This is a genomic window from Microcoleus sp. PH2017_28_MFU_U_A (genome assembly GCF_020738035.1).
Lineage (GTDB): Bacteria > Cyanobacteriota > Cyanobacteriia > Cyanobacteriales > Microcoleaceae > Microcoleus.
The window spans coordinates 12,431-37,379 of record NZ_JAEQCX010000120.1 but is presented as its reverse complement, the minus strand read 5'-3'; the positions used below and the strand labels follow the sequence as shown (position 1 = coordinate 37,379).

17 protein-coding genes are annotated in these 24,949 nt (G+C 45.6%); 2 read left to right on the top strand and 15 right to left on the bottom strand.

Annotation, left to right across the window (positions count from 1 at the left end; genetic code table 11):
- Positions 1-173 precede the first annotated feature (173 nt).
- Positions 174-1,565, bottom strand: coding sequence for a TetR family transcriptional regulator (locus tag JGK14_RS27460; protein WP_293196672.1), 1,392 nt, complete (start codon positions 1,563-1,565; stop codon positions 174-176).
- Positions 1,566-1,751: 186 nt separating this feature from the next.
- On the opposite strand from JGK14_RS27460, the gene JGK14_RS27455 reads away from it, so the two are divergent.
- Positions 1,752-2,612, top strand: a complete 861-nt coding sequence (locus JGK14_RS27455) for an acyl-CoA desaturase (protein WP_293276816.1) — start codon at positions 1,752-1,754, stop codon at positions 2,610-2,612.
- Between the two features lie 369 nt (positions 2,613-2,981).
- On the opposite strand, the gene JGK14_RS27450 is transcribed toward JGK14_RS27455, so the two are convergent.
- The 8 genes from JGK14_RS27450 to JGK14_RS27415 form a co-directional block, all read right to left on the bottom strand.
- On the bottom strand, positions 2,982-3,215 hold the full coding sequence (locus JGK14_RS27450; RefSeq protein WP_293276815.1) for a hypothetical protein: 234 nt from the start codon (positions 3,213-3,215) through the stop codon (positions 2,982-2,984).
- Between the two features lie 320 nt (positions 3,216-3,535).
- Positions 3,536-4,360, bottom strand: coding sequence for a peptidoglycan-binding protein (locus tag JGK14_RS27445; RefSeq protein WP_293193115.1), 825 nt, complete (start codon positions 4,358-4,360; stop codon positions 3,536-3,538).
- Positions 4,361-4,433: 73 nt separating this feature from the next.
- The gene (locus JGK14_RS27440) at positions 4,434-4,976 is read right to left on the bottom strand and encodes a hypothetical protein (protein ID WP_325315716.1); all 543 of its coding nucleotides are present in this window, start codon (positions 4,974-4,976) and stop codon (positions 4,434-4,436) included.
- A complete protein-coding gene (locus tag JGK14_RS27435) occupies positions 4,973-5,467 on the bottom strand; it encodes a DUF4365 domain-containing protein (protein WP_325315715.1) in 495 nt (164 codons plus the stop codon). Before JGK14_RS27435 ends, JGK14_RS27440 begins: the two co-directional genes overlap by 4 nt.
- Positions 5,468-5,690: 223 nt before the next feature.
- Positions 5,691-6,635: a GDP-L-fucose synthase family protein gene (locus JGK14_RS27430; protein WP_293326750.1), complete on the bottom strand. Its 945-nt coding sequence runs from the start codon at positions 6,633-6,635 to the stop codon at positions 5,691-5,693.
- A gap of 538 nt (positions 6,636-7,173) precedes the next feature.
- On the bottom strand, positions 7,174-8,205 hold the full coding sequence (gene gmd / locus JGK14_RS27425; RefSeq protein ID WP_293193119.1) for a GDP-mannose 4,6-dehydratase: 1,032 nt from the start codon (positions 8,203-8,205) through the stop codon (positions 7,174-7,176).
- A 227-nt stretch (positions 8,206-8,432) separates the two neighbouring features.
- A complete protein-coding gene (locus tag JGK14_RS27420) occupies positions 8,433-9,164 on the bottom strand; it encodes a sugar transferase (protein ID WP_293177969.1) in 732 nt (243 codons plus the stop codon).
- Between the two features lie 271 nt (positions 9,165-9,435).
- Positions 9,436-10,593: a glycosyltransferase gene (locus JGK14_RS27415; protein ID WP_293208616.1), complete on the bottom strand. Its 1,158-nt coding sequence runs from the start codon at positions 10,591-10,593 to the stop codon at positions 9,436-9,438.
- Between the two features lie 431 nt (positions 10,594-11,024).
- On the opposite strand from JGK14_RS27415, the gene JGK14_RS27410 reads away from it, so the two are divergent.
- The gene (locus JGK14_RS27410) at positions 11,025-13,088 is read left to right on the top strand and encodes an iron uptake porin (protein WP_442921485.1); all 2,064 of its coding nucleotides are present in this window, start codon (positions 11,025-11,027) and stop codon (positions 13,086-13,088) included.
- A 66-nt stretch (positions 13,089-13,154) separates the two neighbouring features.
- Here the strand turns inward: JGK14_RS27410 and JGK14_RS27405 are convergent, their stop codons facing one another.
- The 6 genes from JGK14_RS27405 to JGK14_RS27380 form a co-directional block, all read right to left on the bottom strand.
- Complete coding sequence (locus tag JGK14_RS27405) at positions 13,155-13,409, bottom strand: hypothetical protein (RefSeq protein ID WP_293314033.1); 255 nt, start codon at positions 13,407-13,409, stop codon at positions 13,155-13,157.
- Between the two features lie 631 nt (positions 13,410-14,040).
- A complete protein-coding gene (locus tag JGK14_RS27400; RefSeq protein WP_293185280.1) occupies positions 14,041-14,508 on the bottom strand; it encodes a response regulator in 468 nt (155 codons plus the stop codon).
- A gap of 113 nt (positions 14,509-14,621) precedes the next feature.
- Positions 14,622-15,008 carry a response regulator gene (locus JGK14_RS27395; RefSeq protein WP_293185282.1) on the bottom strand — a complete coding sequence of 129 codons (387 nt, stop codon included), beginning with the start codon at positions 15,006-15,008 and terminating at the stop codon, positions 14,622-14,624.
- Between the two features lie 133 nt (positions 15,009-15,141).
- A complete protein-coding gene (locus tag JGK14_RS27390) occupies positions 15,142-19,584 on the bottom strand; it encodes a PAS domain S-box protein (RefSeq protein WP_325315713.1) in 4,443 nt (1,480 codons plus the stop codon).
- Between the two features lie 415 nt (positions 19,585-19,999).
- Positions 20,000-21,922, bottom strand: coding sequence for a response regulator (locus tag JGK14_RS27385; protein ID WP_325315712.1), 1,923 nt, complete (start codon positions 21,920-21,922; stop codon positions 20,000-20,002).
- 949 nt (positions 21,923-22,871) lie between these two features.
- The gene (locus tag JGK14_RS27380) at positions 22,872-24,719 is read right to left on the bottom strand and encodes an Rqc2 family fibronectin-binding protein (RefSeq protein WP_325315717.1); all 1,848 of its coding nucleotides are present in this window, start codon (positions 24,717-24,719) and stop codon (positions 22,872-22,874) included.
- Positions 24,720-24,949: the final 230 nt, after the last annotated feature.

Below are 24,949 nucleotides of genomic sequence, written 5' to 3'. Positions count from 1 at the left end.
AGACTGACATTCCGGGCATTGCATAATATTCCTTTTAAATGTGTGTGATTTGTGACGCTCCGACGACCATTTCATCATACCCTAGTTCAGCAACGCCAGGACTTTAGTCCTTGAATTTTAAGGACTTGCATTCGGAACGATGGAACCAATCTTATTATGGTAGTTTGATTTGTCTAGGCTTTGCGATCGAGACGAATCGCTTGTTCTAAAGCAGTTTTTTCCCTGGCTCTGCGCGCGTAAGGCTGCAACTTAGCAGCATCCCACCCAGTCAATATCTGCATATCTTCCAAATTCATCCCCCGCATTAACATCTCCACGCACCAGGTTTGTTGAGTTTGTTCGATCGCGATCGCCTCTGCTTCAACACCAACCAATCCCGCAGTCATTTCTTCCCACAACTTGGCTAACTCATTTTCCGACAGCGGTTTTCCAGTTCGATTTAAAAACAAAGCTGACTCGCTGTCTTTGCGACTTTTCAACCACTGAGTTAGCGGATTGTTAGTATAAGAACCGTAGCGCTTGCCCAAAATCCACTGATTTACGGGAACTTGCCGCCCCAAACCTTGCGTGACTTGCAGCAGTTGTTGGCGAGAATCGCTAATGTGGTGCGATCGCCCCAAGCCAACAATCTCATTGGCACTCAATCCCGATCCAAACAAAACGTATGCTAAAGCATATTCTTGCATTCCCAGCTTTTTAGCCCGCTGCACAATGGCAGCGACTAAATTTGCTGGCAAATCCGACACATTTTCGCCAGCAGTTTTTTTGGTTGCTAACTCCGATTTGACTGCAAATTGATTTTGGGCCCGGCTGTCGCGAATTTTGGCGCCAAACCCGCCAAATGCGGGCAAAATCTCAGATTCCACCTGCCGGTTCGCACTCAGAAAAGTAACATTCTCCTGTTGTTCTCTTTGCGCCTTCGCGGTTACTCGATCGAACTCAACTTCAGACTGGAGGCGATCGGCAGACGAGACAGCCCCGTGCAAAAACAGCGCGAGCAAATTCTCCAAAAAATCCTCCCGATCCTGCCAAAGTTCGTGAAACTCGCTAGTAAACTCAATCACCGCGTATCCCAGCAACATTCCGTTGAGCAAACTAGCCAGCTTTTCGGCAGTCACATGGGCGTGCAACTGTTCGCGATCGATCGCAGCAGCAAAATATTCCGCTGCATAGCGGTTGACTTCCGTAAAGCCTCTACCGAGCGCCGCACGGTTTTCTGCGGGGTACTGTCCCGCTTCGCCCACCACCGATCGCACGACTTCCGGAACCCGTTCCAGGGCCTCCAAACAGGCAATAGCGTAGTCTTTGAGCGCTTGGTGGATGCTGCTAGTCTGATTTGTGCGATCGACTAAACTTTCACCCAACTTAGTAAATACGGCAGCCTCTTCAATGACGGCCAAAAGCAAGCCGTGCTTGCTACCAAAATTCCGAAATAGCGTTACCTCATTAACTTCAGCTAATTCTGCAATTTGCTTGGTCGTAGTTTCGGTAACTCCCCTAGAGGCAAATAACTCTAGCGCTGCACCGATTAAACGCTGTCGAGTTGGATTCCGTTGAGCGGGCATAATAAATTGCAAGTAAGACTTGCACAAAAAGGAAACGCCTGTTAAGCTGAAGATGTAAGTGAAACTTGCACTTTCTGTTCCGCCTGTAATCGTATGCTTTCACAAGCGTCAGTTTTAACCAGTGTACAGGGAAGGCCGATCGATGTTTTGTCAGCAGATCGCCGTTATCTAAAATTAAGGACTTTCATGAATTGTAATTCCGTCGAAACTGCCCTTGAGGGCAAACAGCCGATCGCGTTTAACTGGACGACTGCGGCATTTTTTGGGGCAATACACGGCTTAGCTTTATTAGCCCCTTGGTTTTTTTCTTGGTATGCTTTAGGTGTAGCGATATTTCTGCACTGGCTGTTTGGCAGCATTGGCATTTGCTTGGGATATCACCGAATGTTAACTCACCGCAGTTTGCAAGTGCCTAAATGGCTAGAATATGCGATCGGCACAATAGGTGCTTTAGCCTTACAAGGCGGGCCGATTTTTTGGGTTTCCGGACACCGCCAGCATCACCTCTACACAGAAGATAATAATAAAGATCCTTACTCCGCGCGGCGCGGTTTTTGGTGGAGTCACATGATGTGGATATTTTACCCGCACCAAGAGTTTTTTAATTACGAAACTTACAAACAGTACGCTCCCGATTTAGCGAAAGATCCTTTTTACCGCTGGTTAGATCGCAACTTTCTGATATTGCAACTTCCTGTAGGAATCTTGCTGTACCTAATTGGCGGTTGGTCATTTGTAATTTACGGCGTATTTCTCAGAGCAGTTTTGCTGTGGCATAGCACTTGGTTAATCAACTCTGCCAGCCACATGACAGGCTACCGCACATTCAAATCCCAAGACAATTCCCGCAACCTTTGGTGGGCAGCAATTCTTACCTACGGAGAAGGCTGGCACAACAACCATCACGCTTACCCGAACGTAGCAAAAGCCGGATGGAAATGGTGGGAAATTGACATGACTTGGTGGGCAATTAAAATTTTGAAAGTGCTGGGTTTAGCGAAGAAAGTTGTGCTGCCACCGCCAATTGCTGCCAGTTCAAAGTTTTAATTATTAGTCGCGATGCAGGAACAGTAATTTAGTTAATAAACCCGGTTGATTTAATCAATTGGGTTGATCGGATTTTGGGTATTGCGACTTAGTTTACTATAACCTTATATCAAAAGCACCTTTTTGTTCTGGGTGCATCTGGTTTTGGCAAATATGTTTGTATGGGCTATAGCATGACCGTAGTCAATATGGGATTATAACTAATAACTTATATGCGGTCATGCTTCGCCCTCTTCAAAAACTAATTATTAGACCTCTTGCAAAAATCGGAAAACACCCTAAAATTATCTGCGTTTATCTGTGTTTATCTGTCTGACATCTGCGGTTGAAGGATCGATCGAAGACTTATGCAAGAGGTCTATTCTTCACTCAAACTATTTCCGAGGCTAAAAGCCTACCATCAACTCGCTCATATTCATCTTCCAGTAGCCACGAGTGAGCCTCATCGTAACTTGAACCTAAAAACAGCAGTTTATAATTCGGCGATGGTTCGTAAATACCACACTTACTATTTTTGCCACCCACTAACATCAGAATCCGAGGCGGGAAAACAATCGGATCTACCCACAACTCGATAAATTCCCAATCAGTGATTTGTTCCACAAGGTTTTGTGCGGAAGATAACATGATAATTATCAGTTACTTTGACTGTTCAGGTAAGATATAATTTTGGGTGCGATCGGCAATCATGGGCTTTCTGTGAATGTTAATTTTGGATGATTTCAGTCAAAGTATTTCTATTATATCAAAACAGTTGAAAAACCTCGGTGTCAACTGTCAAATGCGGTGCCTCGATCGTAGTTGAATGGTCAACTGTCAACTGTCAACTGTCAATTAAGAGGGCGGGCACAGGGGCATCGCCCCTACCACAGATCGACTGTCAACTGTCAACTGTCAACTGTCAACTGTCAACTGTCAACTGTTTAAGCACTTTCCTGAATTAAATCTGCTTCCGCATCCCGTCGTCTGTTCATCCCTTTTTCAATGCTCGTTCCCAGCCAAATTCGTTTCATTTTGCGGATTTGTTCGGGAATTTTACTCACATTTTTTTTCGTAATTAAATCGCGAATAACACGCATTTCCACGCGGCGGTTTCCCTGCATACTCGTGCCGCGATTGAACACCAAACTTACCAATCCTCCTTGAACATCTGCCGGCAATTGTTCAAAACCGGGAAATGCTTCTTTTGTCAGATTGTAAAATTTAGGCACTGTGACAACATTAAAAACTTCCCATGCTAATTCCCAGGGAACAATGATGTCTCTAACACTAGCTAAACGTTCTTTTGCTGCATCCTCTGTCAACCCGCAGCACTTACTCAAACGCTGTTGCTCAACATCCCCTAATTTCTGCCAATCTTGGTTGAAAACTTCTACTGTGTTGTAACCTAGATCGTAACCGATGCCGATCGTAATTCCCGATGCTCCTTCCGGCCAAGTTGGACGCTGCAACAGCTTTTCGTAATATAGCCGCCCGCCGCCGACCTCGAATTCTAAGATTAGCTCGATCGCCCTGTATGATAAAAGTGACGAGCCCAAAGGTTCCCCAGGGAACAAAGCAGCTAGCGTTTCCGGGCCTGCTATGCCGTTTGCCAAAAATTTTTGATTGGTTTGAAACTGTTTGAGGGATGCTTCTGTTTTCGGCCCAAACTTGCCGTCTGCACTCCCTAGATTCAACCCTAACTCCAGCAAGCGTTTTTGAAGTTTCACAACATCGGAACCCGATGCACCTAATTTTAGAGTTTGCACAACCTGTTTTCCTGTAATGCGATCGGCACAATAATTTTTGCTTGATATTGTACCACAACCAGCATCTCCCAAACTATGAGATTAATTCTGCCTCACTCAGCAGAGCAAAATCGCGCGGATTGTTTAACACGAAACCGTCATTTTCTTTAATTAAATCACCAAAACAGGTGACAGGCGATCGGGATTCATAAGCCTTGAGGGCCAACTGATAATCTGCTTCCGGCAATTCCAGATTAATTTTTCTCAGCTTCCCCACCACAAATCCTATTAAAGTAATTTGGCCTGGAGATTCTGCCCCATACACTTTATTAATCCATCCCGAGATTGCAACATTAGGTAAAGCAGTGATTAAATCGCTGAGAATCTCTAGCTGAGAGCGATTTTCTATGACTTCTAGCGTCTTGAAAGCTTCAGCAATAAGCTGAGGAGCATCAAATTCTTGTCTCACAGGCTGCTTGATTTCAAAAATCTGACCAGCATCATTCTTTTTGTGCCAAATCCAAGTATTCTCATAGACTAAAGCAATTTTTTGCCAGCCATTAGTCTCTAAGTGTGCCGCTAGCACATTGGGATCTATAGTTTGGAAAATTTCCTTATCTTTTACAGTTACTTTCACGGTAAACCTCCTTGACTAAGACGCTGCATAATAGACTTGAGAGCCTCTACTGTGAACTGATTAGAGCGGGATAACTCAACTGTTACATTCGCTGTATTGAGTCTTTCTGGCTGTCCCCGCAGCGACACCCAGTAGGCGCAATGCCTCATGCACATTTCGTCTTCAGACTGCTGCAACCAGTTTTCTAAATTTTCCGGCACTAAAACTACCACTAACAGGCGCGGAACCTGGGAATTGATTATCAAATCCCTGTAGTTTTTTATCCTCACCGGATATCGGATGAACTGCCCGTCGAGTACATCCCTTGAGGTACATTTTAATTGTAAGTTAAGCTCAGGGGAAAAAACTACTCCCTCACCGCCTCTTGCTACGATTTTTAAATCAATGCTATCGTCATCTACTTCTGGCTGACTGACAGAGAAACCTGCCACGGCTGCCACGGCACGTACATAAGCTTTGCTGAAAAGTTCTTTCTGCTGGTTCAGTTCCATTCTAAAATAAACATCTTGCGAAAATAATATATTTTACAATAAAGGTGTTCCACAAGTAATTATTGTAGGAGAGTTCTACCCGAAAGGCGATCGATTGGTATAATTTATTATTCTTAGTCCGCGGAGGCGGACATTGTTTGTGTAGTAGCGGTTTCAACCGCCGAGTTTTATAAATAAAATGTAAAAAAACCCGGTTCCTTCAAGAAACCGGGGTTTTTCAGACTTAAACCGCGTGTTTTCGATACCAATCAATCGTATTTTTCAAGCCTTCTTTAAACTCCACCTCAGCCACAAAACCAAACCTTTCCTTAGCCCTTTGGGTATCCAAACAGCGGCGCGGCTGACCGTTCGGCTTGTCTGTTTCCCAAACAATTTCTCCCTCATATCCCATCAATTCGCAAATTGTTTCCACTAATTCGCGAATTTTAACTTCGCTATTTGTTCCCAAATTAACCGGGTCAGATTCATTGTAAGATTGAGCCGCCATCACAATCCCGCGCGCGGCATCTGTGGAATACAAAAACTCGCGGCTGGGGCTACCATCGCCCCAAACTGGTAGTGTTTTGTCTCCTCTTTCTTGGGCTTCGTGGACTTTGCGAATTAATGCTGGGATGACGTGGGAACTTTTCGGATCGAAGTTATCTTCTGGGCCGTACAAATTAACTGGTAGCAAGTAGATACCGTTGAATCCGTACTGCTGGCGGTAGGATTGTAGTTGCACTAATAAGGCTTTCTTTGCTATTCCGTAGGGTGCGTTGGTTACTTCGGGATAGCCGTTCCAGAGGTCGTCTTCTTTGAAGGGAACTGGGGTTAAGTTGGGATAGGCGCAAATTGTGCCGACGCAGACAAATTTTTCGACTCCTGCTTCGTAGGCGGCGTGGATTAGTTGCGCGCCCATCATCAAATTGTCGTAAAATAGTTCTGCCGGTTTGATGAGGTTTAAACCGATGCCGCCGACGTGGGCTGCTAAGTGTATGATGATATCTTGTTGGTCGGCTGCGCGTTTGCAGTTTTCCATGAGGCGGAGGTCGCAGTCGATCGATCGACTAACTGAAATTTTATCAGCATCGGCCCCTGCTTTGACTAACTGGTCGATTACCTGACGGCCGAGGAAACCGGCGCCGCCCGTGACTAGGATGCGTTTGTTGCTTAAATCCAAGCTTGTCATAATTTTATCCTCGGGATTTTCAATAAAGGTCGATCGACAATTTCCAGTCTAAATTTGTTACTTTAGCAAAAAAGCTTTCCGCTACAGCAGGCGCTAACAAGTCAGTTTTAGCTGTCCCAGATAGGGGAAAATTGCTCCGTTTGTATCTGAACGTGAGATTTATGGGTTTCCAGTCCTCAACGTTTTAATGTTTTTGTTGGCCCGCACAGCCGAAAATTTGGCGATCGGTTAAGCTGGTTGTTGGAATGCCCGCACTAATAGCTACAACAATCCTCTCATCACTTGTGAACTGTTTGTATGGGTAATGCCCCGATGCGCGAATCGGGTAACAGACGGGACACTACCCATACAAATTGTTAGCAGTCACCACACCCGGGAACGGATACAAGTCCCTGACAGGATTCGGGGAGTGTCAAAAATTTTAGACTAAGAGTTCCAACTTTCAGATTCATCTGTGGAGTAAGTCCAAAATCTAAAATCTAAAATCTAAAATCTAAAATCCAAAATCTAAAATCGACTGACTGTTTAGTTTTGTGGATCAATCAAATCCGTTGCCAGAACCTCGTTCTTGCTTTTTGAGCGATTTCATGTCAGCATCTACCATTAAATGCACTAACTGCTCAAAAGTTACAGAAGGTTCCCAATTTAATTGCTGGCGCGCCTTAGTCGAATCACCAATCAACAGTTCGACTTCTGCCGGACGCAAGTAACGTTCGTCAAACTCCACATATTTTTGCCAATCTAAATTGACGTAAGTAAAGGCCAAATCTAGAAATTCTTTAATGGAATGGGTTTCGTTAGTAGCAATTACGTAATCGTCAGGCTTCTCTTGTTGCAGCATCAGCCACATTGCCTGCACGTAGTCTTTAGCAAAGCCCCAGTCCCGCTTGGAATCGAGGTTGCCCAAATAAAGTTTTTTCTGCTGGCCGACGACAATTCTGGCAACAGCCCGAGTAATTTTGCGAGTTACAAAAGTTTCACCACGGCGCGGAGACTCGTGATTGAACAAGATGCCGTTACAAGCAAAAAGTCCGTAGGATTCGCGATAATTTATTGTTTGCCAGTGACCGTAAACTTTGGCACAAGCGTAGGGACTTCTGGGATAAAAGGGAGTTGTTTCCTTCTGCGGAACTTCCTGCACCAAACCAAACATTTCAGAAGAACCTGCTTGATAAAACCGCACTTCTATGCCTGTGCGATTCTGGTAGTCCCGAATTGCTTCTAGTAGTCGCAATACCCCCATCCCTACGGCATCAACCGTATATTCCGGTGAGTCAAAACTGACTCTAACGTGAGATTGAGCGCCTAAGTTATAAACTTCTACAGGCTGAACTTGTTCCAATATTCGGCGGAGAGTAGTGCCGTCGGTCAAGTCGCCGTAGTGCAGAAACAACTTTGCATCCTCGCTGTGAGGATCGACATAGATATGGTCAATGCGATCGGTATTGAAACTAGAACTGCGCCGGATAATGCCGTGAACTTCGTATCCTTTCTCTAACAGTAATTCGCTCAAGTAGGACCCGTCTTGGCCTGTAATACCTGTTATTAGCGCTCGCTTGCGTTGCGTCATCTGATTTTCCTTTGACAGGCTGTGTTAATTCACTTCGGACTTTCAGGGTAGAGGCTGTTGTTGCCTGCCCGTCGTATGCTCAAGCTCTACCTTAACTCACAATTCTTCGATCGGCATCAAGGAAGTGTTTTGTTTGAGTAAAGAGTTTGCCGCTTGCTGTCAGTAGTCAGCCTCAGTGGTCAGTAACAAACAAAACTAACTACCGATGGCTGACTGCGGACAAAAAATTAATATGCGCCGTTATTTTTGGGGAAAATCACAACTCCAATTGTTTTGAAAACAATCCACATATCCATCCAAAGGTTTTTGTCATTGGCATAATAGAGGTCAATTTGGACTCTTCGGGGATACGGAATGTCGTTGCGACCGGACACTTGCCACAAACCTGTAATTCCAGGTCTGATGGTGAGAATTTTGTTGATGTGACGGCCGTATCTCGGCAGTTCTTCTTCAACTAAAGGTCTCGGCCCGACGACGCTCATATCTCCTTTTAATACATTCCAAAACTGGGGGAACTCGTCTAAACTGGTCATTCGTAAAAATCTTCCAATCCAGGTAATTCGAGGGTCTTGTTTAAGCTTGAAATTGTCCTCAAACTCTTGACGCAAATGCGGAGATTTTTCCATGATTTCCAGCAATATGTCGTCCGCATTTTCCACCATCGTTCTAAATTTAAGGCAATAAAACATTTTACGGTTTTTGCCTACTCGTTCCTGTACGTAAAAGATAGGCCCGGACGAGCTTAAGGCGATAGAGAGAGCCAAAAGCAGGTAAACCGGAGCAAACAGGATTAGAACCGATAAGGAAAAGAGAATGTCAAATAACCGCTTGAAAAATTCTCCGTCGAGTCTCTCTAGAGAACGACTGATGCGTCTATCTCCTTGCAGGACAGGCGCAAAACCGCGTCTTGCGATCGCTCGAATTACCTTGCCGGAGATTAGTTGGCTGTCGGCAGTCATCTTACTCCTTCACTTCACACCACACACAGTCACGATCATAAGGCCTCAAGACGCTTTGTTCTCTGAATTATGTTTCAAATACTCAATTTTCTTGCGGAAAGGGGCAGTTGACTGTTGTCAGTTGACTGTTGACGGTTGGCAGTTGGCGGTTGCACTCAGACATGATGGAGGAGACGGCAGTGCCGTGTCCCTACATTAATCACCGTAGGGACACGGCACTGCCGTCTCCTCATTTCGGGCAATGTTGATTCCGGTGCAACCGGAATTGATATCAAGTCTGAGTAAAATCACCGGATTGAAATTCCTGATAGGAGTGTTCCACAAAAGCTAGATAGCGCTGCTCAAAGACTTCCGGGGCGAACTGGGAGGCGCGCAACCGTGCCATTTCTGGCGCAAATTTGCCTTGCAACTGCTCAAATTCTTCGACGGCTTCGACTATTGCTGCTGCGGTTTGGGAGGGGAAAAATAAGCCTGTCCCAGTCTCAGGGTGTTGGCGAATGTCGAGCACTGTCTCCAAAGCGCCGCCTGCTGCATAGGCAATTACTGGTGTCCCGCAAGCTTGAGCTTCTACTAAAGCGATGCCAAAATCTTCGCAAGCTGCATAGACAAAGGCTTTCGCTTCTGCCATGTACTTTTCCACTACGGAGGCGGGCTGCCAGCCGAGTAGTTGCACGTTGGGTTTGGCGATTTGCCGAATCATTTCTAATTCTGGCCCGGTGCCGATGACAATGAGAGTATGCCCGAGTTGATTGAATGCTTGGACGATCGCACTTACGTTTTTGTAGCTTACCAATCGGCACACTGTCACGTAAAAGTCTTGTTTTTGCCGCATCAAGGAAAATCTCTCGATATTTACCGGCGGATAAATCACCTCGGCGCGCCGTCGGTAGCACCGCCAAATTCGGCGTGCGGTGTGTTGGGAGTTGGCGACGAAATAATCGACGCGGTTGGCAGAAATTACATCCCACTGCCGCAGTCGGTGCAACAAATATCGCGTCAGCAAGCCCGGGATGCCCCGTCCGGCTTTGCTGCTGCGTAAATAGTCAAAAGTTAAGTCCCAAGCGTAGCGCATGGGCGTGTGGCAGTAGCAGACGTGCATTTGCCCTGGACTGCTGAGGATGCCTTTGGCGACGGCGTGGGAGGATGAGAGGATGATGTCGTATTCTCGCAGATCTAGTTGTTCGATCGCGATCGGCAGAAATGGCAAATATTTTTGCACGCCGCTGCGGGCCTTGGGGAAATTCTGCAAAAATGTCGTGCCAATCTGTCGCCCGAACAGATAGCTTTCGGGATTCGCCGATTCAAAGTCAATCAGGGCATAGATATCAGCGTCTATGTATTTGAGGATTTCGGCAACTACGAGTTCTGAACCGCCGGTAGCTAAGGGCGTCAACCATTCATGAACTAGGGCGTATTTGAGTTTTTTCACTTTATGTAGTCGATCGAACGATTTGTGAGCGCCAGTTCTGTCAATATTAGTCTTACCGAGGGATCGCTTACGCACCCTCAAGCCATCAACCGTGTTTCTACGCAGGCGACTCGATTTTAGATTTTAGATTTTAGATTTTAGATTTTAGATTTACTCCACGGATTAATCTGGGATTTTGAACAGAAGTCTAAAATTTTGGACTCGAAACTCACCAGCATCGGGTATTTGTAAGAATTTTTTTGGGTGCTTCAAACCAATATTTTTTGGGAGCAACGGGGTTTTTGTCAAATCGGAAATAGCAAAACCGCACTCTGCGGGAAATTTCCCGCCGATTGTTGACAAATAATACTATTAGGCGGAATACTGTAGGTGATTTGCGATCGCCAAAATGTGTGGAACGGGCGATCGAACTAACGTGGTGTGAGGAAAAAATGTCCAAATTTTTGTGGAAAGGACTTTTAGCAAGTCCCGCTGTACTAGCAGCAAGTTTAGTCGTATCTTCAACTGCCCTAGCAGCAGAGCAACCTGTAGAAATTGCCGCAGCTCAAGCCAATCAATTGGAATTAGCAGGTGCTGCAACCGAGGCAGCACAGCCTGAAATATCAGCAATAACGGCAGAACCAGCGTCAGTAGTTAACAACTTAACTGTTGAGACTATTGAAAATAACAATCTCGCAGCGAAGGTAGCCCCAGTTGCCGAACAAGTCGCATCACCGGAAAATAACGCAGTTGCAGCAGCAGACTTAAGCGAAACCAAACCCGCAGTCGCGCCCGCCAACTTAAATGCCAAGCAACCGATCGCAGAGCAAATCCCCGCAGTCGCGCCCGCCAACTCCAGCGAAAAACCCGCTGTACCAACTAATGTCAGCGCCGACAAAGCAGCCGCAAAACCCCAGCAGATTTCCCAATCAACGGCTCCAATTGCCCAGCCTCAAGCGCAGTCAAATGTTTTAGAACAAATCAACCAATACAGCGCAGAAGGCAGCAGCGAAGATACAGTCGGCCAAGTAACCTCCGTTTCGCAACTTTCCGACGTGCGGCCCACCGATTGGGCATTCCAAGCTTTGCAATCCCTAGTAGAGCGCTACGGGTGCATTGCCGGCTATCCTGACGGCACCTATCGCGGCAACCGGGCGATGACTCGCTACGAGTTTGCAGCGGGTTTAAATGCCTGTTTGGATAAAGTCAACGAGCTGATTAAAGGCGGTACCAGGGGTTTAGCCACAAAAGAAGATTTGGCTGCTGTGCAAAAGCTGCAAGAAGAGTTTGCAGCGGAATTGGCAACTTTGCGCGGGCGCGTCGATGCCTTGGAAGCGCGCACCTCTGAATTAGAAGCAAATCAGTTTTCGACTACGACTAAACTCAACGGCGAAGTGATATTTGCATTGACAGGTATCGCCCGGGGAGAAGATGCTGACGGCCGCGATGCCGATCGAAGCACGGCTTTTGGCAGCAGGGTTCGTCTCAATTTTGACACGAGTTTCACCGGCAAAGATTTGCTGAGAACTCGACTGCAAGTTTTAAATTTGGGTGCGTTTTCTACTAATAATACTAAAACTGCTGAAGGGGAATTGCGGTTTAACGCCGGGCCTTTTGGAACAGCTAGCAATACAGTCGGTTTAGATGCGCTGTTTTACCAATTTCCCCTCGGCAAAAGCACTACTGTAATTCTCGAAGCCAATGCCGGTGCCGCTGACGATTTTACTAACACTGTCAATCCTTACTTTGACGGAGATGGCGGTAGCGGTGCTCTTTCTAACTTCGGCACTCGCAACCCGATTTACTATTTGACTGCGGGTACTGGTATCGCTGTGCGGCAGCAATTGGGAGAAAAACTTGAGCTGAGTTTGGGATATTTGGCCGGCAACGCTGCAAGCCCGACGCAGGGTAACGGTTTGTTCAACGGTTCTTACGGCGCTTTGGCTCAGTTGACTTTCAAACCGACAAGCACTATGGCTTTAGGTTTAACTTACGTCAATTCCTACAACTTCGTCACTGGTACGGGCAGCAACGCTTCTAATTTTCCGGTACGTCTCGGTTCCTTCGGCATCGACAGCGACAATAATCTGCCAGTTTCTAGCAATTCCTACGGCGCCCAAGCTTCGTGGAGAGTGCGGCCTGGATTGGCAATTGGCGGTTGGGCTGGTTACACTAACCAGCGCATTTTATCTAACTTGGCTACTCCTACCGGTTCTGTGCAGCGCGGAGACCAAAAAATCTGGAACTGGGCTGTTACTGTGGCTTTTCCCGATTTGTTGAAAGAGGGAAATGTGGCGGGCTTTCTGGTAGGTATGGAGCCGCGAGTAACAAGTTCTACTAATCGGACTTTGCCGGAAGATAAGGATACTTCGCTGCACATTGAAGGGTTCTATCAGTTTAAGTTGAGCGACAATATTTCGATCACTCCGGGTGTGATTTGGCTGACTGCTCCTGACCACAATAAGAGTAATTCTGATTTGGTGATTGGGGTGGTGAGAACTACCTTTACTTTCTAGGCTTAGCCCTTTGGGATTTGGGATTTGAGATTTGGGATTTGAGATTGGCAGTTTTAATCTCAAATCTCAGGCCGCCAATTTCAAACTGGTTGAAAAACTCAGATTCTGTGGCACCCATGCTTTATTGAGAGTTGCTATAGATGGCAATGAACAATATTGGTTAAGATTGTAGACGGGCATTTCTTGCCAACACTCGCGACAAAACCAGTACACCTGATGCTGGCGAAAGTGACGCAGCATCGGATTCGAGCAGCAGGGACAGTCTGTATTCTGGTTAACTTGACCGAGGATTTGATTTGAGCTGCTGGATGCGTCTGTCATAATAACCTCTTTTTTAACTCAGATATATTTCACTGTTGTTGGAAAGTGCTGTAACCTGGCTTGAAACACCAACACCATGACTGTAAAAGTGAAAAGTAAAGATTTGGTAAAAAAAATAAGGTTGTTAAGGAATTGAGTTAACTTGAAATATTTCGCAACAATAAATAGTTAGACTTGTTAAAAAATGCAGGTTGAGGGAAGCTCCAAACTCTTATGCAGTAAGTCATTCCCTTTCTGTCAAGTATTGCTAAAACCTAATTAATTGTTGGGTGGAGTGAATGTCCGAGTTGTTTGTACTCAGCTCGCGCAGAGGTGCGTCGCTATGAATTTGTTGATTTTTTGGCGAGGGATTTTGAGTGGCGGCACACCCTACGGCTAGTAAAAAATGAGAATTAAATAACTTACAATTTTTATTAGACCTCTTGCAAAAGTCCTTTTAATCAAATTTAATCAAATTTTGGGACGGGCTAGAAGCCCATCCCACAAGAAAAAAGATTTTTGTGGGATGGGCTTCTAGCCCGTCCTAACTATTTTTGCAAGAAGTCTATTGTTCTTGTGGGATGGGCGTCCCGCCCGTCCCACAAATATGTGTAAATTCTTTCGCGATCCTCAGACTGAGCGATGTGAGATTTTAGTCTAAGTCCCAGCCTAAGGCCTGAGCAATCTGAACGGACAGCATAGCTGGATCGAGGGGATTTACAATCACTGCTGCTATTTTATCTTGTGGGAACAAGCTCTGTTGTAGATCGACCCATTTCGCTTTGAGAGTTAGCAGCACAACTGGAATTGCTTGGGTTGTGGGCAGTGTTTTTAGTTGTTTGAGAAATAGGAATTCATCTATGGCGCCAGTGGAAATATCCAAAATTATGCTATCGGGCTGATAGAGTATTGCTTGTCGCAAGCCTTCCAGGGTTGAATTGGCAACTCGCACGTTCCAACCTCCTAAGTCGGTTAAACAAGCTTTTACTACTTCCTGCATATTTGGTTCTTTGTAAATCAGTAAAATTGTTTTGGTGGTCATAGCAACCACTTCCAAAGCCTTCATTTGATTTTGATATTCGAGATACTGCGTGACATCATTGAATAACTGAAAAAGCATTCATGTAGTCTCCTCTTATGCTAAGAGCTTTTAGCTGTATCCCGGAAGCCTAGATAACCACGGTAAGGAATTGGTAAAGATTTTACTATCGTTACAAAACTTGACAAATAATCTTAAAATTCTTCATCCCACCCCAAAATCTCTGCGACTTCTACCGTCAGGCTGGTGGGTTGGATTGGTTTGGCAATTACGCCTGTGACGCCCATTTGGGCAAATTTTGCCCGATCGCTCGGCAGGACTTTTGCTGTCAGCAGAATCACCGGAATCGATCGCGTCTTGGGATCGGATTGAAGGCGATCGTACACAGCAAATCCATCCATTCCCGGCATAGATACATCGAGCAAAATGGCTGATGGTTGTTGTGTTTGGACTATTTGTAAACACTCTTCTCCCGATGCTGCTACCAGCGTTTCCCATCCGCCTAGATCTTCTAAACACGCTTGCACCAATTCTCGGAGGTGTTCTTGATCGTCAACTACTAAAATTAATCTGTCAGTCATGGGATTTGAGATTTTAGATTTGGGATTTTAGATTTTAGAGAGTCCTGGGCGTTAGGTACGTAGTTGCGCTTCAGCGCTCTAAATTATGAAAGAGCGCTGAAGCGCAACAACATACCTTTATTGAAGGTGACAGTTATTCGATCGCAGGTAAGGGCAATGTAAAGAAAAATGTGCTGCCTTCACCTAAAATACTTTCTGCCCAGATTTTTCCACCGTGCTGCTCAATAATACTGCGACAGATGGGCAATCCTAACCCGGTTCCTCCTTTTTCGCGGGAATCTGAGGCATCGACTTGTTGAAATCGCCCAAAAACGAGTTCTAATTTATCGGCTGGAATGCCCCGCCCGCGATCGCGAACTTGGAACAGCACGCAGTCTGTTTGGTTTTCCGCACTCAGGTAAATGGTGGCACCGACAGGCGAAAATTTAAGAGCATTACTAAGTAAATTTGTCAAGGTTTGGAGGATGGCATCTGCTGCGGCCCAGACTTCTGCATCGGTGGGGATAATAATTAATGAAATCTGGTGTTGATTGGCGATCGCCTGGAGGGCATCTACTACTTGCTGCATCAAATCTGCGGCTTTGCAAAGGGTTTTATCGAGAAATGCTCGCCCGGACTCCAGCCGTTCCAAATCTAAAATATCATTCACCAGGTTTACCAAACGATTGGTATCAAGTAGGGCAATTTCGATCATGCGCCGGGACTTTTCGGGTTTTTTATCGTAAATTCCAGTTTTTAATAGTCCTAAGGACATTTGAATTGCTGTCAGAGGAGTACGCAGTTCGTGGCTGACAATGCCGATGAATTCATCCTTAATTTGTTCGATTTTGTTGCGTTCGGTGATATCTTCGCCAATGCTGATACTGCCGATCGCGGTTCCATCTGAATCTTGCAGCGTTGTATTGTTCCAAGCAATGAATCGTTCTTCGCCGGATTTGGTCAAGATGACATTTCGATAATAGGGATGAGCATTGTGAGTCAAGAGTTGCAAGAAGTCGGCTTCAGTTGATTTTATACTAGAACTAGGCAAAAAGTTTTCAAACCAATTTTTGCCTAAAACTTCTTCGTGAGTATACCCTGTGAGACCGACAAAAAATGGATTGACGTAGTTGATATTTCCCGACGCATCGAGTCCGACAACAATCAACTGCACATTCTCCAAAAGCGATCGCCAGCGCCGTTCGGCTTCTCGAATTATAGCTTCTGCTTGCTGGCGTTCTTGCAATTCGAGTTCAAGTTGGGTGTAGAGTTGGGATTGCTGAATGGCGATCGCCAATTGGCTGCTAATCTGTTCGAGTAATTCAATTTCCCAAGATTGCCAATTGCGAGGTGCAGTATTTTGGTAGATGATTAACAATCCCCAGAGGAATTCTCCCGAAAATATGGGAACTGCCAAATATGCTTTGGCTTGAAATTGTTGCAAGAGTTGGATGTGACAGGGATGAAGTCCAGCTTCGTCAATATCGGCGATCGCAAAGGTTTCGTGATTGCGGAAGCGACCTCCTTTAGTTTCTTGCAGGTAGACATCTTCACAAGCTTTTTGAATATTGCATTCCACCAGTTTTACCCACTGCGGATCGACTGACTCCACCACAAAATCTCCACTCCAATCGGGAGTGAAACGATAAATCGCAGCGCGATCGACTTGTAATGTTTGCTTGACTTCTGTGACGGTAGTATTCAGAATGTCCTTGAGGTCTAAAGATTGGCGAATCGCTTGAGTAATAGTCCAGAGCAAACTTTCTTGTCGGGATTTCTGTTCTAGAGCTAATCGGCGCTGTTCTTCGCTCTCTCGCAAGGCTAATTCAGCTTGTTCTCGCTCTCTTTGGCTCTGTTTGCGATCGCTGATATCAAACAATGTTGAGCGGGTCATCATAAAGTTGCCTGCTGCATCTTCTATCGCGGTAGCATTCAGGTTAAACCAACGGCTTGAGCCGTCTTTAGTGGACATCTCGAACTCCAGGTTTTCGACCCAGCCTTGTTGTTTTAACTTGGGAAAGTTTTCATAAAAAACTTGTTTGCCATCTGGTGATAGCAGATCCAAAAACTTAATTTTATACAGCAGTTCATCCCGGGTATAGCCTAACCACTTTAGTTCTGTATCATTAATCCGAACCATTGTCCCCTCGGCATCCAGGGAGTGATAGCCACAGGGAGCATTATTGTAGAGGTCTTCTACTTCATGGATATATTGCTGCAAGACTAATTCTGCTGCTTTTCGCTGGGTAACATCACTGTTAATTTCTAGGATTTTAATTGGTCTACCTGCATCATCTTTTTGCACAACCCAACGGCTAGATACAGTAATTTGGCGATCGTCCCTAGTGTAATGAATTAGTTCTCCTTCCCAGTAACCTGTTTCAAACAGTTCTGCTTGAATTTCTGCCAATGGCTGCGGAAATTGCGTTTTGAACAAACTGTGCGATTCTTGTCCGAAGGCCTCGGCTTTTGTCCAGCCATACATCAACTCGGCTCCCTGATTCCAAAAGGTGATGACTGAGTTTAAATCCCAGGTGATAATACTATCGTGGGCGAGATCGAGCAGTTGTGCTTGTTCTGTGAGGAGTTGATAGGCGTGGTCTTTTTCGAGTAAGGTAACTAACAGACGATCGTTGACTTCGGTGAGTTGGGCTGTTCTTTCTGTTACCCGTTTTTCGAGTTCGGTATTGATTTGTTGGAGGGCAATTTGTGCTTGTTTGCGATCGGTAATATCTTCAGTGAAGAGAATGATGCCACCAACATCGCCATTGCTGCGATACCAGGGGTGAATTTCCCACCGCAACCATTGCAGGGAGCCATCTGAGTGTACAAACCGATCTTCATCGCATTTTTCAATGAAACCTGCGAAACCGCGCTGGTGGAATTGCTTCCACTCCTCTGGAATATTCGGAAAAAGCTCGTAGTGCGATCGCCCAATTATCGATCCTAGGTCATTGAGCCGAAATTCATCAACCCATCGCTGGCTGGCTGCAATGTAGCGCATTGAGCGATCGAACATCACAATACTGGCGGGAGCATATTTGATGAACAATTGCAGTTTTTCCTGAGTCTCCTCTAATGTTAGTTCTGCTTGTTTGCGATCGGTAATATTGTCAGAAAAGACAATGATGCCACCAACATCTCCATTGCTGCGATACCAGGGGTGAACTTCCCACCGGAACCATTGCTGCGATCCATCTGGATAGATTAATTTATCTTCTTCGCATTTCTGAACAAGCCCTGCAAAACCGCGCTGGTGGCTTTGTTTCAAATGAAGAGGCAGATCGGGAAAAAGCTCGTAGTGCGATCGCCCAATTATCGATCCTAGGTCATCGATCTCAAATTCATCAACCCATCGCTGGCTGGCGGCTAGGTAACACATAGAGCGATCGAACATCACAATACTGGCGGGAGCATATTTGATGAACAATTGCAGTTTTTCCTGAGTCTCCTCTAATGTTAGTTCTGCTTGTTTGCGCTCTCTAAGTTCGGTTTGTAGCTGTTCCAATAAATCAGCTTGTTGGATGGCAATACTAGCTTGTGCAGACAACTGTCGCAGCAATTCTATTTCTGAAGCTTGCCATTCTCGCGGCGCAACGCAGTGATGAGCAATTAGCAAACCCCAAAGATTTTCACCTTGGAGAATCGGCACGACTAAATTTGCCCTGACTTGGAGATTTGTCAGAAATTCTAGGTGACAGGGAGCAATTTGTGCCCTATAAATATCTGATTTAGCGGTGACTAAGCCTTGTCTGAAGCGTTCAAAATAGCTTTCACTAAGGCAAGGATCGTGTATCTGAGTGGATAGGATTGGTCTCGCTTCTGAACCAACTGACTCTACCACAACCCTGCCGCTCAAGTCTGGGGCTAATTGAAAGATAATTACGCGATCGCAGAGCAGAATATTTCTAATTTCTGTTACCGTGGTGTTGAGAATATCTTCTAATTTCAGGGAATCGCGGATAGCAAGTGCTGTTTTAGCCAGGATTTGCTGTTGCTGTCGCTGCCATTCCCGTTCTCTCATCAGTTGGCTGTGTCGCAGAACATAGCTAATGGAACGCTGCAAAACTTCTGGGGTAATCTGGCTTTTTTGTAAATAATCCTGAGCGCCGCTTTTGAGTAAATCAACGGCCATTTGTAGATTTCCCTGCCCTGTAAGCACGATCGCAGGAAGCGTATTTCGCCCAGTCTGTTGCAGCAGTTCCTCCAACAACTCTAACCCATCTATATCGGGTAAATAGTAATCTAGTAGCAAAATATCTGGGATCTGGTGCTGGCACCATTGCAGCGCATCTTCACCGTTATCAAATTCGACAATATTGTAGGTGCGATCGCTATCTTGCAACAAAAATCGGCGGTAGGTAGCGCGATCGACTTCTGAGTCGTCTACGAACAGAATCGTGTATTGGCCAGTTGCTTCAGGGCGGGTGGCCAAACCCAGAGAGTCCGGGAGGGTTAAGGTTGCCACTGCCGATGCTGTCGGTGGTAGCCCAGTTGCGGATTGCGATCGTCGGGCCTGCTGGAGAGCCGCCACTTCTGAGCGCAACAACTCTAATTCAGCAATCAGTTTGTCTTTAGTTTTGTCGATGTCTTCCATACTATTTAATGTTTTTGAAAGTGGTGATAAATAAAATCAGATTATGATAATTTTGGTAAAATTGAAAATTCAAACCAATATCGAAATAAAGTGTGTATCGTCTCGGTCAAAGTAGAGATCCCCATTTGTTTCAAAATATAACCATTCGCCCCTTGTTTGTAGCATCTAGGTAAGTCTAGTTCATTCAGTTGACAGTTGACTGTTGACTGTTGACAGCAACCTCTTCCGGTCAGTCCGAGGATTGGAGTAATGAATGCTCTTCTTTTAATTTATACGCCAAACCCAGAGGCTTTCAAGCAATTATTTCTGGTGAATTGTCAACACTCGTTTACCCTACTAATAATGTTGCATGATTTTTTCATTTTGGTATTACTGAGAAAGTCGAAAAATGTTAGAATGAATGGTTTTAGTAAGTTTAAGTATTTCGTGGCTTCAGGTTCGGAGCGGTGCGTTTGATGCGGCTGAGTACCCGTGTCACGAGTTCTGGCCCTAGAACTGGTTTGGTAATGAAGTCATCGGCTCCGGCTACAAAGGCTTGGCTGAGGGAATCTGCATCGGTGTGAGCAGTTACAACTAAGATTGGCAAATCTCCCCACTGCGTATCCTGCCGCACCACCTGGCACAACTCTAGCCCGCTAATTTGTGGCATCTCCAAATCGAGTATGACTAAGTTGGGCGAAGTTGTAACCAGCACCTCCCAAAATCCTTGAGGATCGGTTAATTTTACCACGTCCAAACCCCAAGGTATTAGCAGTGCAGATAAGTGAGCTAAAATAGCAGGATCGTCGTCAACAATTAATACTTTGGCTTGCGGGGCTTTAGTTTTGGTTAAGATACGGGATATGGCTTGAAAAATTTGGTCGGTGGTGGCAGGTTTGTGTAAAAATTGTTTGGCACCTAGGCGAGATACTGCTAGCCGATCGCCCAAACTGTCGCGCCCTGTAAATACAATTACGGGCAGGTTGGGCGATCGCTCGTTGAGTTCTCGCAGCAGCGTCAATCCATCTTCTTCTGTGTCGGGAAAGCTTAAATCTATTAAAATCAGATCGGGCATTGACATAGCCAAGCGCGATCGGGCAGCAGCGACATTCGGAGCAATTTTCATCCGAATTTTCCAAGTTTCGGATTCTGCTTTTAAGGATTCCGTCAAAGCAGTATCATCGTCAACTACTAGCACTCGATGACATACCGCGGTAGGCACTGGTGAATTGGTTGACGTAACTGTTGGTTTGGCTAATTCCTGCTCTAATCCTGTCACTACTTCCGAAAATCGTGTGATTTCTTCAGCAGTGAAAGGGCGAAGAACACCACAGGCGTTGACTGGGCTAACGGAGATTAGTAAATGCTCTGCCGATCGCGCTAATTTCGATCCTTCTGGATACCCAAAGGATGCCATAGAGCCTGCTAATTTATGCGCTTCATGCTTGGCCGCTCGATATAATTCGAGTTCCAAATTTCCGGCAATCATAGCGGTTTTTGCTTCCGACAAGACGGCAATTTGTTGCTGAAATACTCCTCGAAACCGCTCTAGCACTTTGTCAATCGCAGACGGATCTCCAGCGCGAGATTTCTGTTTGTTGGTGCTGTTGGTGCTAGAATTGTTTGAAAGCAGCGGTGCGGATTGGGGACTTCGCTTGAGTCGATAGCCCATGCCATAAACTGTTTCGATCATTTCTTCAGTCAAGCCGCCTGCTTTGAGTTTTTTTCGGATATCCTTAATATGAGTGTTTATGGCGCGATCGGTTGGTACATCGTCAAATCCCCACAGGCGATCGAGAATGGCGCTGCGGCTGAAGATGCGATCGGGATTTCGCATAAACAATTCCAGCAGGTTGTATTCTTTGGCTGTCAGTGAAATAAGTTGTTCGCCAAAGGTTACTCGCCCTGAATCCATGTCTAAACAAAGATTTCCCCAAGTCAATGTAGTGGATGAGTCTTTAGCAAAACTCCCAGGAGAAACTGCTTTAGAGCGCCGCAATAATGTGCGGATTCTTGCTAGCAATACTTCCGTACCGCAAGGCTTGTTGATGTAATCATCGGCTCCGGCGTCGAACCCTGCTACCACATCGGCATCTGAATCGTTTGCTGTCAGTAACAGGATCGGTTTGCGGTAGTTTTGCGATCGCAGTTGCCGGCACAGACTAATCCCATCTAGTTTTGGAACCTGCACGTCGAGCAAAATCAGGTCATACTCAATCAATGTTGCCAAGTCTAAGCCCGCTTGTCCGTCGCTGGCGCGATCGATCGTGTAGTCATTTGCTTCCAACACCTTTGCCAGTGTCGCACTCAGTAATGTATCATCTTCTACTAGCAGAATTCTGATCGGAGACTTGTTCATTGTGGTTGTAGGGTGCAATTCCGATGCGCTCAAGGCTGGTGGTGTAAGGCATTGGTCTTTCTTCTCATTCGATCGTAGGTTTGAATTTTAGAATATTCGGGCGATCGGACTTATTGATAATTTATTCATGCTAAGGGAGAATTAGTTGTGGGTCAGATTAATTTTAATTGATTGTATTAAAAAAAATTGCCTTTTTTTTTAGGGTTCACACCTTGACTGCGAGCATTCAATCAAGTATAATTAAATAATGGAAATATTGGCAGAATTAAATTTTAAGTCACCACTTCCATTATCTAAAATATACCCCGGAAGTCGAGCAAAGTCAATAGGTAATAGTTCTTTTTTAGGGCGAATTTTTCAGAAGAAGCGATCGATCGCACTAACTAATTGTAGTTTAGACTTATTGTATAAATTTTTGAGTAATACGAAAACCGCAGATTTAAAGCAGATTGACGCAGATTAACGCAGATGAATTTCTAGATAGTCTGGGAATCAGTGCAAGAGGAAAAACGATCGTAAATTACAGAAAATTTGTACAATCAGAGGTGAGACGAGCAATTGCATTCATTCACTTTCCTCTCTTAAAAAGCATCTGCGTTAATCCGTGTTCATCTGCCTGACATCTGCGGTTGCCGGATCCAGCAAAGATTTATGGAATAAGTCGTCTTGTAGTTCTAAGTTTAAACAGAAACGACCAGCTTTAGCAAAAGCTGGTCTGCACAAAAAGTTAAATCCGTTGTGTTTTTTCCCACAGTGTTTTTCTCACAGTGAGGAAACCCAAGTTGCACGTTTCTTTGCAGCGGGTTACAAGAGCAATATCATCCCTCTTCAGCGGTATTTTAGCAAGAAAATTTATTTTTTGCAATAAAACGTTACATTGGAGACAGATTTTTATGTTTGATCGTTCGGACTTCAGTCCTCTGTTATTGGATGCGGAGTGAAATCCTCACTACGAACCTGCCGGGGCTTGCTGCGGCCGACCCCAGACAATTCGCTCTTGCTTGTACACAACCATACCAGGCTTCGCACCCTTCGGCTTGTACACATATTTCGGTTCTGTATAAACCACGGGCACTTGTTCGCTGTGGCGGGCGCGACTGTAGTATGCAGTCATGTCTGCCGCAAATTGCAAATCGGTTTCTTCAGCAACTGTACCGGGTGTGAGGCGCAGCAAGGCGTGACTTCCGGGAATCTCTAGGGTGTGAAACCATAAATCGTAGTCGTTGGCTGTACGAAAGGTGAGTTGGTCGTTTTGGCGGTTGTTGCGCCCGATTAATAGTTCAAAGCCGCTGGGGGTTTGGTAGCGGTGAAATTCGATCGCAGCATTTTTGTCACTGCCACGGTAATCTGATACAACTAGATATTTTTGCTGAATCAGTTCTTCGCGGATTTCGGCGAGGGTTTGCAAATCTTGGGTGTTGCGGTAGGCTTCTAATACCGAAAGTGCGGCTTCGACTTGTTCTAAATAGTCGATTTCTTCTTGTACTGCTGCTAACAACGGTTCTACTGCAATGCGAGCTCTTTTAAGTTTTTGGTGTTTTTTGTAAATTGCTTGAGCGTTTTGAACGGCGTTTTTTTCCACGTTTAGTGGAATAATTACTGGTTTTTCGGTTTCAAAGTCTGGGAGAGAAATTGATTTCATTCCCGGTTTCCAATGCTGCAAGTTTGCCATTAACAAGTCGGCTTGGGATTTGTGAGTGTCTGCATCTGCTGATTGCTGCAAGCGTTCTTTAAATGTGTTGGCTTTGAGGCGCAGTTTTGCTAGGACGTTGTTGAGTTTTTGGGTTAGTTGATGCCGCAGTTGGGCAAATACTTGTTGGTTGATTTCGCCTGTGTAGTAACTGTTGAGTAATTGTTGAACGGAAGAGAAGGAAGAAGGAAGAGGCAAGAAGGAAGAAGGAAGAGTGGAGTTAGATTCGTTGGCAGATTCAGCTTCTGAATAGAAGGAAGAAGGAAGAGGGGAATTAGATTTGTTTTCGGGATTTGTTTCTTTTTCGTCTGGTTTTGGCCAGTCGATGACGCTGTAGCCTTCGGGGGTAAAACTTGGTTGAAATTTGGAGTTTTCTAGACATTGCAACCAGTACAGCCAGCGCTGAAATAGTTGCTGCCATTGGTGGGGATTTAGGCTGTCTGTGGATTGTTCGGGGTCGAGATTTGCCGATCGAATCATCGATACAACTAAGACCTTGCTCAACCCTCGGTAATTCTTCAACAGATTGGTCTTTAATTGCCCGGGAACCAGGCTAATTCGTTCTTTCCAGCGATCGAGAGATTCGATCGCACTTGGCACTGCATCCGTCAAAGACGGGGGCAATTCGTAGGGTTGCCCGGTTTGGATGGGACGCACGCTGGACTGTTTGGCGCTGACTTGGTGGGCGCAGGTGACAACGAGATTGTCTTCGGCGGTGAGGATAACATTGCTGTACTTACCCATGATTTCGGCGTAGAGATGCCAGAGGGCGTGTTCGCCGGGGCGTTTGGCGAATTGCAAGTCGATGACTCTTTCCCAAGGAGACACGGGGGCGATGGAAACTAAGGCTAAACCGCTGAGTTGGTGTCGCAGTTGTTCGCTGAAGGTGAAGGTGTCGGGAATTCGGGGCGGGGAGTCGCCGACGCAGATGCGGGCGGCTGCTGGATGGGATGAAATGTCTATCCAGCCGCGTTGGTTCATGGTTCGCAGGGCCAGGGACACTGTGAATCGATCGCGCTGGTAGACTTGTTCTAAGCGCGCTGGCAGCCATTGGGTTCGCAGTTCGCTGCAAGCTGCGGTTAAAGTTGTAAAGTCTACGGGTTGCACGGTGGCCTCTTTGCGATCGATCGAGCTATGTATTTCTATGCTGACAGATATTGGTCGTATTTGACGGATATTATCAAAGCTTTGTGCCAATTTTTGATAATCGGTCGATCGCAAATCCCGACACAAGAATGTGCGAGCGCATTTTAGCAAATACAGGATACAACAATCTGGTTTGATCGTTCGGACTTTAGTCCTCTCTGATTTGGATGCGGACTTTAGTCCGAACGATC